The sequence below is a fragment of the Clostridium sp. FP2 genome (assembly GCF_011065955.2).
Lineage (GTDB): Bacteria > Bacillota > Clostridia > Clostridiales > Clostridiaceae > Clostridium_AD > Clostridium_AD tagluense.
The window spans coordinates 5,078,829-5,092,007 of the sequence record NZ_JAAMNI020000001.1 but is presented as its reverse complement, the minus strand read 5'-3'; the positions used below and the strand labels follow the sequence as shown (position 1 = coordinate 5,092,007).

The following is a 13,179-nucleotide window of genomic DNA, read 5'->3' as shown; positions in this document are numbered from 1 at the left end:
CATATAAAATATTAAATCATCACCTGCGGTGCTGCAATATTAACGACTTCAGAAGGAGGTTTAGACTCCAACTGAAGTTTTGTTTTTGTTGTAGAATGTAACTCCCACTTATAGAAGTAGGAGACTTTCCTTCTGAAATGTCGTTAAATGGTAAATTCAATATTTTCGATTACTAAATCTAACTTCTCTACCAATGAAATAGTTATCCCAACCTCTTGGGAATTATAATAGGCTCCACTTTTTACAATTTTAACCTCTGGCCTTAAAGCATAGGTAGGAAATACCCTTGTTACCACACAGATATCACCAGTATTAAGTTTAACTAGGGTTCCAGGTGGGTAAGGGACAACAGCCTTGGAAAATGCTTTAACCATTTTATAATCAAATTGAGTATCACTATGGGCGAAAATATACTCTATAGCATTATTAGGGCACATAGCTTTTTTATAAGGCCTGTCTGAGGTAAGGGCATCATACACATCTGCAATAGCAACAATTCTAGCAAATCTATTTATAGATTTATCCTTTATATTATCTGGATATCCGCATCCATTAACTTTTTCATGATGTTGAAGGGCTACGATTCTCGAGGGAGCAGATATATCCAAAGAATCTTTTAAATAATCATATCCTTTAGTAGTATGCTCTTTCATAATTTTAAACTCTTCTTCAGTTAAGGGACCAGGTTTTAGAATTATTTCTTTTGGAATAAGAACTTTACCTATGTCATGTATAAGTGCACCCATACATAAAGTATAAAGATCACCTTGATTTAGTTGCAATTGAACACCGAGTACTAGAGAAATTATAGCTACATTTACACTATGTTGGTAGGTGTAATTATCCATACTTTTAATGTCTACCAGATTAATCATTACGTTTTTCTTGCTTATAATTTCATCAATTATATTTTTAGCAATATTCCCTATAGATTCAAAATAAGATTGCTTCTCTTTTGCAAATCTTTTTTTGTTGAAATTTGCATCATTAGAATATAAACTGTATTTTTCTAAGCTATAGAAGGTATCTTTTATAGCTTTTATAGCAGTTTGGCGTAATTCGGGTTTTATTACATCTTCAATTATAATATCGCTATATTTATCATTAATATAAACAGAATAAATTTGTAACCCCTTAATTCTTAATAAAAAATTTTCGGTTAATGCAACACCTTTTCTTAATAAAACCCTGCCGTCATTATCGAATATAGTTTTAGCCAGGGAATCTCCTGGTTTTACAAATTCTATTGGTACAAGTCGCATAATTACATCACATCCCAACTTAAATATAAACAATTAAGTAATTTTATATAATTTAAATGAGTTTTAATATTTAAATTAATATTAAAGGCTATTTTTAATGAAAAAAAACCACATATGAACAAAAATTTAAATTCATGGAATATAAAGATATAATATATTTTACACTATTAAGAGCGAAAATCACAGTATTACTTATTAATATCATAAATAATATATTTTACGACAAAATTTGTAATTTTAAATGTAAATATATATATTATTTACACTAAAAATAGAAATATATGATATTGAAAATATAATACATATAATATAATACATATAATATAAAAAAAGAGCTTGAAAAAACCGTATTTTAGGACAATTTATAAAAAAAATTTTGGAATAAGGTTGAATACTTACAATTATAAACTATAATTAAAAGTGAAACTATCAATATAGCATATAATCTTGAGAATTCAAGATCACTTAGAAATAAGCATATGTCGTTAAACTAAATTGTAATTGATGGCTTGAATAATTCTAATTGGGAGGAAATATAATGAGCATACTATCACGAAATGATATTTGTTGGTGTGGCAGTGGCAAGAAATATAAAAAATGCCATATGGAGCAGGATATATTTATAAGTAATATAGAACAAAAAGTGGGTTATAAAATACCTAGGGATATAATGAAAACAGAGGAACAAATAGATGGCATAAGGAAGAGTTGCAAGCTAACTCATGAGATCCTTGATATGGTGGGAGAGCGGATAAAAGTCGGAGTAACTACAAATGAAATAAATACTTGGGTGCATGAATATACTGTTGAGCATAATGCATATCCAGCACCACTAGGCTATGGTGGTTTTCCTAAAAGTGTATGTACATCGATAAATGATGTAATATGCCATGGCATACCTGATGATACAGTTTTAAAAGATGGCGATATAGTTAATGTAGATGTGACTTGTATATTAGATGGTTATTATGGCGATGCCAATAGAATGTTTATAATGGGTGAAGCATCAAAAGAAGCAATAGATCTGGTACGTGTATCAAAAGAGTGTTTAGATCTTGGAATACAGCAGGTTAAACCTTATAATACCCTTGGAGATATAGGGAATGCAATTCAAGAGCATGCGGAAAGTCATGGATATTCTGTAGTATATGATTATGGTGGGCATGGTGTTGGACTTGAGTTTCATGAAGAACCTTTTGTACCTCATATAGGCAAAAAGGGAGAGGGTACAATATTACTACCTAATATGACCTTTACTATTGAGCCTATGCTTAACATAGGAAGCCCAGAGGCTGATGTACTTGAAGATGATTGGACAGCTGTTACAATTGACGGGTCATTATCATCTCAGTGGGAACATACCATACGTGTTACTGAAACGGGATATGAGATACTAACATAGAACTGTATTATACATTTTTAACACCCCCAATTATTGGGGGTGTTTTTAAGGTTAAATGGATAATAAGGGTAAAAGTTTAGTTCTATAAACATAATCAAAAGGAGAGATATAATTGAAAATTAATAAAGATAAAGAAAATATAATATTTAATAAACCATATATGATTATGATTTTAGCACTTATAAGTTGTTTTTTATGGGGAAGTGCTTTTCCGTCAGTAAAGGTAGGGTATCAGGTATTTTCTATACCTTTATTTGGTGTGTTTTTATCCTATGTGCTTCTAGGCGAAAGGGTGGTTGGAACTAAAGTTATAATGGCAGTTATTTTAGTTATAGTAGGCATAATTATTATTAACACTGAAGCAAAAAAAGCTTGAAAGTGATGTAATTCAATTCCTATTCATGCAACAACAGTATTGCAAATGTTGTTTTAGTACTGATATTTGACGTTTTATTAAGAAAAAAGCTAAACTCTATGAGAATTTGTTATAATCATAGATAAGTACAAATTTTAAAGAGATTATAAAAAATAGGAAATTATAGAAATATTTTTCTAAAAAGTGATGATGATATACAACAAATATGTTATATTTGTATTGTGATACAGAATCAAAGGTGATTTTAGGATTCTATCACTTTAGGTTATGAATTAATTAATATTTAAGGAAGTGATTAAAATGGAAATTATTAATAATAGATATAGGATAGTTAAATGTATAAAGCAAAATAGGGTAGTTTCCAGTTATGTAGTTAATGACATAATAAAAAATTATGATACGGTGCAATTAAATATTATTAATTCAGAATATCTTAAAAAAGAATTAATAGAATTCTATACAAAAGAGTTCATTAGTTTAACTAACCTTGACTGTAAAAATATAACATCAGTATATGATTTTGACTTAGTTAATCTGTTAGATAATAAAAAATTAAATGATAAAGTGCATTTTTACACAAATGAATATGTGCAAGATAACTTTAGCATTTTAGATATTGCAGGTGAAATGCCAAATGAAGAGATATTAGATATGTTTATAGAAATTTGCCAAAGTATAAACTATCTTCACTTAAAAGGCTTTATTTATAGTGGTATAAATTTATCTAATATTATAGTTTCAAATATAGAAAATGGTGAAAAGTATTGCATTAAATTCAAAGATTTTGCCACTTTGGAGCTTGAAAAACAGGGTTTCTGGAAGGAAGAAAATAAAGCTGATTATTTTAAGGCACCAGAAATATTAGCAGGGGAAAAAGACAGTATTTCTAGTGATATATATTCTCTGGGGGTATTACTTTTTATTATATATATGAAAAGTAAAGATCATAATTTCAGTATTAATGAAGAGATTATAGATCAAAATGGGCTTAAAATTCAGGAGATAATTAGTAAAAATAAAAATTTTAATGCAAAATTTAAAAAAATAATTTACAAAATGATTTATAGTGATGCTACAAAAAGATACAAAAGTATTTCAGAACTAGTTATGGATATAAATATTGTTTTTATTAAGAAATATGTACCACATAGAAAAGAAGAAATAGAAAAATTAAATTTTAAATTGAAAATGATAGGTAGAGATGAGGAAGTTAATAAAATTATTAATATGTATGATTCTATTAAAAACAAAAGCAACTATAATTCTACTATCTTAATTCATGGAGAATCAGGTATTGGTAAAACTAGGTTTCTTAATTCCATAAAATATATTTTTTCATTGAATAAAGTAAATGTTTATAGTAGTTTTATTTTGGATGCTTCTACTAAAAATACTAATAAGGCTTTTATAGATATATTAAAACAATTCATTTGTGAATGTGAACCAGAGGTGCTAGAAAAATATGAGTCGGAGCTAGTGAAATTTATACCTGGACTAAGTGGTAAAAAAAATATAATACCATCTGAGCCATTAAGCGGTAATAAAGAAAAATTTAGACTTATACATTCTGCAACGGGATTTATTGAAGAATGTATAAATAACATACCCATAGTTATTATTATTGATAATTTTCACTTAGCTGATGATTTTACCATAGAGTTAATGGAATATCTTACGAGAAAAAAACTACCAAATAAAAATATTATGGTCATAATGTCCTACTGTGACGGAGAATGTGTGCTAAATAAGAAATTTACAGAATTCAATAAAAATATATCAAAGAGCAATGGTTTAACTAATATTTTTTTAAAAGAGCTAGATGAAAAAGAAGTAGGTAGAATGATTCAAAGTATTCTTAGTATGCCTACTATACCCTATAAATTTGTAGCTAGTATATATGAAAAGACAAAGGGTAATCCATTATTTGTGCAAGAAATTATAAAGAGTTTTTTTAGTAAAAAATATATCTATGCAGATAGTGAAAAGGGGTATTGGTCTACAGATTATAAATATTCTGAGTTTATAGTACCAACAGATATGCATGGAGTACTATTAAATCAAGTTAAAGAAATGGGACAATTAAATTATAATATTTTACAAATAATATCAATATTCAATAGTGCTGTTTCTTTAGAAATAATTGTGAGTTTTATTGAAAAGAATAATAGTGATTTAGACAAAGCTATTGAAGGCCTTATTTCCTCGGGAATACTATGCAAAAAAATTGAGGATAGAGGTTTTGTATTTGATTTTTATAATAAATTTCTTAAAAGTCTTATGTATGAAAAAATAGAGTCGAAAGACAGAAAAAGCATGCATAAATTGGCTTCGCTAGTGCTTGAAAACCAATATAAACAGGGTGGCAGGGAATATATTGAGGAATTAATTTATCACTTAGAAAAATCTAATCAAGAGGAAAAGATTATTGATTATTGCATTGAGAATGCTGAAAAAATGAAGCTTCTAAAAAATAGAAGTGATGCAATAAAAAATTTAACTAAAGCGATATCTATAATAAATTATGACTGGGATCCGGTTAAAAATATAAAACTTATTATGGAGCTTGCAGGTTTGCATGAAGAAGAGGGGCATATTGATTTAGCTCTAAAATACTATCTATCAATACAGAAGTATAAGGGCAATACTGAGTTTCATAAATATATAATAGATAGCTTAATTAAAGTAGCGCAGGTGTATTTAAGCAAAAATAATATAGATAGTACTGTTTATTATATTGAAAAAATTCAGACTATGCTTTCAAAAGTAGATTATGTTTCGGGAATGCTTAAATGCCAAAGTATTATTGCATCGGTATATGACATAAAGCAAGACTATGAAAGTATACAAACTATATGTAACAGCTGCTTAGACAAGTGTATAGGGGAATATGAAGAACTTAAAACTATATTTTACAACCATAAGGGATTAGCTTATTTAAGAAGTGGTAGAGTTCAGGAAGCATTAGTAATATTTGAAAAAAATATAGAAGTTTGCAATAAATATAATAATATTAAGGGATTAATAAAATCCTTAAATAGAATAGGTGTTATTTATGGAGATTATTATCAAGAGGATAATAAAGCTATAAAATATTTTGTGGAAATGAAGGACCTATGTGAAAAAAACAATATGCGCTCAGAAGAGATACTTGCTTTAATAAATATTGGTGCTACATATTTTTCTAAGCAACAGTACGAAGTATCTTTACAATATTTTATGGAGATATTGAAAATATGTAAAAAATATGAAGATGAATTCCATGTTTTTTATTGTTATAATTCTATTGCTAGCTCATATTTAAAATTGGGTGATTATGATAATGCTTATAAGTATTATGAACTTTGTAATAAGGAGCTGGAAAATCATCCTAATCAAGCAAAAGAAATAGGTGAATTTTATTTTTTAGCCGCTGAAATAAATTACAAATTTGGCGATTTGGAAAAGGCTCAGTTATATATACAGCAATCACTAGATATATATGAAGAGGATGAATGTATTTTTAAATGGCAGTCTCAGATTTTAAATGAATATATAATGTTTCATTTTAGAGAGAATGATGGAAATTCAAATGAAATCATTAAAAATATTATAACTATAGCCAGTAAAATATCCTCATTGAGTAGTAGACTTAACATATTTTACGATGCAATAATTTTTTTGAATGAAAATGGAAAACAACAATATATACCTAATATTCTTAGTGAAATTAAAAAGATTGATATTGATATAAAAGATCATAGAGTCTATGTTAAAAAATTATATGTTGATGGATTAAGGGATAAGAAGAAAAGTATTAAAATTTTCAAAGAAGCCTTAGAATATTCAAATAAATATAATGAAGTAGATATATATTGGAGAGTATACACTGCAATGGGAGATCATTACTTTGATAAAAAGGATTATTTGTATGCAGTAATCTATTATTTTGAGGCTTGTGGTATATTAAAGGATATAATCAATAAATTACCAGTGGAGTGTAGATTGTCTTATATTAAGTTAAATAATGCATTTAGGCCTTTCAATAAATTTTTAGTCATTAATAGATATTATAAGGAAAATAGAGATGTGAAAGTATTAGAAGTTGCGCCTGTTAATGTTAAGGATGAGGTTGGACTATTATGTTTACTAGAGCAAGTAAATCATAAAGATATTTTGAAAAATAAGAATTTTATAAAGTCTATAAAAAAAATATATTCATCATCTCTTCATGAAGATATCCATGACATAAGTGATGTTTTAGAAAATCTACAAGAGGATAATGGAAAAAACTTAGAGCTTATAATAGATTATTTATCATATATAACACTAGCCACTAGGGGAACTATTATTATAAATGATAATGACAAAGGTTATAAAGTTATTGCATCTAGTGATAGAAGATATGAATTGCCACAAAACCAAGAGGTATTATCTAAAATTTTAACTGGAGAGAGACCAGTTTTAGTAGGGGATGTATCTCTAGAACAAAATATAAATGGAGATACAAATAGTATTAATAATACTTTAAAAGCCTTTATTTGCATTCCTATTATTATGGAAAATGCTAATGAAAAAGGTTTTATTAAAAGTGAAAGAAGAAAAAATATACAAGGCAGTAAGGATGTTATTGGATATGTATATATAGAATCACAAAGGGTATTAAACAATCTTAATAATGATAGCATGAAAAAATGTATGGAGCTCAGTAAAGTTATAGGTATAATAATTGAAAAATATAAATTTAGGTTAACTGCGTCTATTGATAAATTGACAGGAACTCTTACTAGAAAATATCTAGAAGAGGCATTAGATGAACAAATTGAACTATCAAGTCAGACAGGCAGTGAATTTTCACTTATTATGTATGATTTAGATTATTTTAAAATAATAAATGATAAGTTTGGACATAGGACAGGCGATTATGTGTTAAAAAGGGTTTGTGATGTTGTTATGAGCAATTTAAGAGAAACCGATGTTGTAGGTAGATATGGTGGTGAAGAATTTATTGTTATTCTTCCAGGCACTGGTGTTTGCGATGCTGAGCTTATAGCTGAAAAACTTAGGACTAAAATAGAAGGACAAAAAATACTGGACAATAGACGAGAGGTTACTGTAAGTTTGGGCGTGGCATCCTATCCTCTGCATGGTGAGTGGCAGGATGAATTGGTTGAAAGAGTAGATCAAGCCCTATATGTGGCAAAGCAGCAAGGGCGAAATAGATATGATATTTGGAATAGTGAATTCTCTAAAAAGGCGAAAAGAACAGATAGACTTACTGGAATAATATCTGGTAATACAATTCAAGACCATAGAAATGTACTTGCTATGATAGAATTAATTGAGCTTACAAATATAAATATTGCAAGAGAAGATAAAATATATAATTTATTAGGTAGAATTATTGAAATTACAGAAGCACAAAAAGGAATATTGTTTATTATGGATAAGGACAATATTATAGACAAATATTCAAGAAAAATTTTCAAAAATGAATGGATGGATATCCATACCTATAATGAGAATATAATAAAATCTGTAATTAAGAGTAAGCAGGGAGTATGCAAGATAGATTGGGACACAATAACTGAGTATGACACCGTTACAGGTGTTCCAAACTGGCAATCTGTTATGGTAATTCCATTGATTCAAGGTGATATAGTAAAAGGAGTATTGTACTTAACGGAATCTACGGTGACAAAAGAATTTGGTTTCGAGGATTTTAACTTTGTAAATACGCTGGGCAAGATAATAGTTCCGATACTATAGCACTATTTTTAAGTAAACCCTGGGTAACCAAGTTACTGAGGGTTTTAGGCCTTTAAAGGGAATTATAGAATTTTAAATCAAAAAAATAAATGATTTTGTTTTTCAACTATGGTATAGACAAAATAAAAATGAGGGAACATAGATGTATAAAAGCATTTATGTTGTTAGTAGTGTGGAATAAAGTGGTGTATAATGAATATATTAAAAGTCTGGTTCCACTTAGGTGGCAAGTTTACAAGAGCTAAAACACAAAATAGGTTTTCGAGTTTTTTTAGAAAGTATGAGGAGGATAAAAATGAAATTTACAATTGGTAGCACATATCATGGCTTTAAGTTAATCCAGGAGAAAAATATAGAAGAGTTAAATTCAGTTACAAGACTATTTGAACATGAGAAAAGTGGAGCTAGATTATTGCATTTAGAAAATGATGATGATAATAAGGTGTTTTCTATAGGATTTAGAACGCCACCTAAAAGTAGTAATGGACTTCCACATATATTAGAGCATTCAGTGCTTTGCGGCTCTAGGAAATTCCCTACAAAAGAGCCTTTTGTGGAACTCATAAAGGGGTCTTTAAATACATTTTTAAATGCTATGACTTTTTCAGATAAAACAATATACCCTCTAGCTAGTAAAAATGAAAAAGATTTTTTTAATCTTATGGATGTTTATTTAGATGCAGTTTTTTATCCTAATTTATACTCTCAGCCAGAAATATTAATGCAAGAAGGTTGGCATTATGAATTAGAAAACAAGGAAGATAAATTATCTTATAAAGGTGTAGTTTATAATGAGATGAAGGGCGCGTTTTCCTCACCTGAAGGTTGTCTTATGCGTAAGATTCAAGAATCTTTATTCCCAGACACCTCTTACGGCGTAGAGTCCGGAGGAGACCCAGAATTTATACCAGACTTAACTCAAGAGGAATTTGTGGAGTTTCATAAGAAATATTATCATCCTTCAAATAGCTATATATTCCTATATGGGGATGGAAACATTGATAAAGAGCTACAATTTATTAGTGAAAAATATCTAAATGATTTTGATAGAATTCCTGTGGACTCAGCGATACAACTTCAAAAACCATTTAGCAGTATGAGTGAACTAAAAATAGATTATCCTATTTCCTCAGAGGATGATGAAAAAGACAAAAGTTTCTTAAGTATGAACTTTGTTTCAGGGGATAATATTAGCCAGCCTGAACTTCATTTAGCATTTGAAATTTTAGAGTATTTATTACTAGAAAGTGCTGCAGCACCACTAAAGAGAGCCCTTGTTGAAGCAGACCTTGGCAAGGATGTATTTGGAAGCTTTGATAATAGCATATTGCAGCCAGTGTTCAGTATAGTAGTAAAGAACTCGAATGAAGCTAAAAAAGAAGAATTTAAGGAAATCGTGTATACAACATTAAAGAATTTAGTTAAAGATGGAATAGATAAAAAATTAATAGAGGCTTGCATAAATATCACAGAATTTAAATTGCGAGAAGCTGATTTAGGAGGTTTCCCAAAAGGATTATTCTATTATATAACTAGTATGGATAGTTGGCTTTATGATAAAGATCCAACTATGCATTTAGAGTATGAAAGTTATTTAAGTAAAATAAAAGCTGCATTAACTACTAATTATTTTGAAAACCTTATAGAGAAGTACTTAATAAATAATACACATAGTTCTATGGTTATTTTAAATGGTAAAAAGGGCCTTGCAGAACAAAAGTCTAAGGCAGTAGAAGAAAAGTTAGCTAGGTATAAGGCTAGTATTTCAGATAGTGAAATAGAGAAAATAGTGCAAGAGACAAAAGCTCTTAAAGAAAGACAAATGACACCAGATACTGTAGAAGTGCTTGAGACTATTCCACTGCTTGAGCGTTCAGACATTGAAACTACAGTAGAGCATTTACCACTAAAGGAAAAGGATGAAAATGGAGTAAAGGTATTATCTCATAATATATTTACTAATAAAATTGCCTATATAAATATATTATTTGATGCTAAAAAAGTAGATATGGAGTTATTACCTTATGTAACCTTACTATCAACTCTTTTAGGAAGGGTAAGTACGGAGAGTACTAATTATCCTGATTTATCTAATGAAATTAATATCCATACAGGCGGGATTCATTTTACAACTGAAGTGTACGGGGATAATGAAAATTTTGAAAAATATAGTCCTAAGCTTGTAGTAAAGAGTAAAGCACTAGTTCCAAAGCTTCCTAAACTATTTGATATTATGGCAGAGATAATTAATACTACTAAATTTGATGAAAAGAAGCGTTTGAAGGAGCTAATTCAACAATTGAAATCAAGGCAGGAAATGAAAATCCTTGATAGAGGACATATGGCAGCAGCTGGAAGACTTACTTCCTACTTTTCACCAGCTTCAGCTTATATAGAAAAAACTACAGGAGTATCTTTTTATGAATTTATAAATGATATCGAAAGAAATTTTGATAATAAGGCAGATGAAATTATTGAAAATTTAAATAAGGTATCAGAACTTATATTTAATAAGAATAATCTTATAGTAAGTATTACAGGAGAAGAGGATATTTATACTGCTTTTGCGGCAGAGCTACCTAAGATTATAAGCATCTTAGGACAAGAAGAATTGCCAGATGCGAAATATGATTTTGCCCTTAATAAAAATAATGAAGGCTTATTATCTTCATCAGATGTTCAGTATGTAGCTAAAGGTTATAACTTTATTAAACAAGGTTACGCTTATTCAGGTAAGATGCTAGTGCTGAAAACTATAGCAAGTTTGGACTACTTATGGAATAGGGTTCGCGTTCAGGGTGGTGCCTATGGTGGTTTTGCAAACTTAGCTAGAAGTGGTAATATAGTATTTGTTTCTTATAGGGACCCTAATGTTTCGGAGACATTAAAAGCTTATGATGGAATATGTGACTATATAGGAAGTTTTGAGGCCTCTGAAAGAGAAATGACCAAGTATATTATAGGAACAATCAGTGAGCTTGATTCACCACTAACACCTTCTATGAAGGGTGAAAGAGCTACAGCATATTATATAAGAGGTATTTCTGAGGCGCAAAGACAAATGGAAAGAGACGAAGTTTTAAGCACAAAGTCTGAGGACATTAAGTCTTTTAAATCACTATTAGATGATATAATAAAAGAAAACTGTTTTTGTGTACTTGGAAATGAAAATAAGCTTAAAGATAACAAAGATATATTTACTAGTCTAGTAAATGTATTTAAATAATATAAAAAGATGCTACTGCCACCCATGTGGCAAGTGGCATCTTTTTTTAAAAAAGAATTAGATAAATTTGTATGAACTTTATAGAATATAGAAGGTAACTGGTGGTATTTGTAGTATATTATAGAGTAATGGTTTAATGCCAGGTTCAGCATGGAAGATTATGATTTAATACAAGGGAGGGTTTTTGATGGCTATTAAAACACTTTTCACATACAACTACGGCGGAGATAAAATCGAAGATATAAAAGCCTTTGGGTATGATGTAAAAGTTATTCCAGAAGAAGGTTTAATTTATAATGATGATTTGGAAGAGATAGAGGTTTTAGTTTGTTATGACCCTTTTAAAACTCTAGACATAGAAAAAATGAAAAAGCTAAAATGGATTCAATTGTCTAGTATAGGAATTGACCAGCTACCAATAGAGCATGTTAAAAATACTTCAATTACAATTACCAATAATAAAGGTGGCTACAGTATACCTATGGGGGAATGGATTGTATTAAAAACCCTAGAGCTTTTTAAGAATAGTAAGGGGCTATATGAAAACCAAAGCAAAAGGAAATGGAAGATGGATACAAGTATTATGGAGTTATATGGAAAGACCATAGGATTTATAGGAACAGGCACTATAGCTACTGAGGCAGCTAAAAGATTTCAGGGTTTTGGGGTAAATATAGTAGGTGTGAATACAAATGGTAGGGATAGTCAATATTTTAATAGCTGTTATCCTATGAGTGAGCTAAATCAAATGCTTAAGATATGTGATGTGGTAGTTGTTACGTTGCCCTATACAAAAGCTACTCATCATTTAATTAATGAGGAGAAATTCATGGAAATGAAATCTGGAGCTTATTTCATAAATGTAGCTAGGGGTAGTATTGTAGATGAAGGTTCACTAATTAAAAACTTAAAAAATGGGAAATTAGCAGGGGCAGCTTTAGATGTGTATGAAGAAGAGCCTTTAAAAGAAAATAATCCATTATGGGATTTAAGTAACGTCATATTAACCTCCCATAATTCATGGGTTTCAGAGATGAGAAACACTCGAAGGTTTGATTTTATCTATAAAAACATGGAAAAATATGCTCAGGGGAAAGAGTTAGTGAATACAGTAGATCTGAAAAAAGGGTATTAGTGATAAATGCAAATATATAGGTGACACAAGGAG

General features: G+C 29.3%; 6 protein-coding genes. 5 read left to right on the top strand and 1 reads right to left on the bottom strand.

Annotation, left to right across the window (positions count from 1 at the left end; all coding sequences use genetic code 11):
* Positions 1 to 143: 143 nt before the first annotated feature.
* Positions 144 to 1,262, bottom strand: coding sequence for an HD-GYP domain-containing protein (locus tag G9F71_RS24085; protein ID WP_164949337.1), 1,119 nt, complete (start codon positions 1,260 to 1,262; stop codon positions 144 to 146).
* Between the two features lie 538 nt (positions 1,263 to 1,800).
* On the opposite strand from G9F71_RS24085, the gene G9F71_RS24080 reads away from it, so the two are divergent.
* The 5 genes from G9F71_RS24080 (at position 1,801) to G9F71_RS24060 (ending at position 13,146) form a co-directional block, all read left to right on the top strand.
* Positions 1,801 to 2,664: a methionyl aminopeptidase gene (locus tag G9F71_RS24080; protein ID WP_164949338.1), complete on the top strand. Its 864-nt coding sequence runs from the start codon at positions 1,801 to 1,803 to the stop codon at positions 2,662 to 2,664.
* A gap of 112 nt (positions 2,665 to 2,776) precedes the next feature.
* Complete coding sequence (locus G9F71_RS24075; protein WP_164949339.1) at positions 2,777 to 3,040, top strand: hypothetical protein; 264 nt, start codon at positions 2,777 to 2,779, stop codon at positions 3,038 to 3,040.
* A gap of 300 nt (positions 3,041 to 3,340) precedes the next feature.
* A complete protein-coding gene (locus G9F71_RS24070) occupies positions 3,341 to 8,785 on the top strand; it encodes a diguanylate cyclase (RefSeq protein WP_164949340.1) in 5,445 nt (1,814 codons plus the stop codon).
* A gap of 295 nt (positions 8,786 to 9,080) precedes the next feature.
* Complete coding sequence (locus G9F71_RS24065; RefSeq protein ID WP_164949341.1) at positions 9,081 to 12,011, top strand: insulinase family protein; 2,931 nt, start codon at positions 9,081 to 9,083, stop codon at positions 12,009 to 12,011.
* A 187-nt stretch (positions 12,012 to 12,198) separates the two neighbouring features.
* The gene (locus G9F71_RS24060) at positions 12,199 to 13,146 is read left to right on the top strand and encodes a phosphoglycerate dehydrogenase (RefSeq protein WP_164949342.1); all 948 of its coding nucleotides are present in this window, start codon (positions 12,199 to 12,201) and stop codon (positions 13,144 to 13,146) included.
* Positions 13,147 to 13,179: the final 33 nt, after the last annotated feature.

Coding starts and splice junctions, on each gene's coding strand:
- G9F71_RS24085 (WP_164949337.1), bottom strand. CDS start 1,262: ATGCGACTTGTACCAATAGAATTTGTAAAACCAGGAGATTCCCTGGCT.
- G9F71_RS24080 (WP_164949338.1), top strand. CDS start 1,801: ATGAGCATACTATCACGAAATGATATTTGTTGGTGTGGCAGTGGCAAG.
- G9F71_RS24070 (WP_164949340.1), top strand. CDS start 3,341: ATGGAAATTATTAATAATAGATATAGGATAGTTAAATGTATAAAGCAA.
- G9F71_RS24065 (WP_164949341.1), top strand. CDS start 9,081: ATGAAATTTACAATTGGTAGCACATATCATGGCTTTAAGTTAATCCAG.
- G9F71_RS24060 (WP_164949342.1), top strand. CDS start 12,199: ATGGCTATTAAAACACTTTTCACATACAACTACGGCGGAGATAAAATC.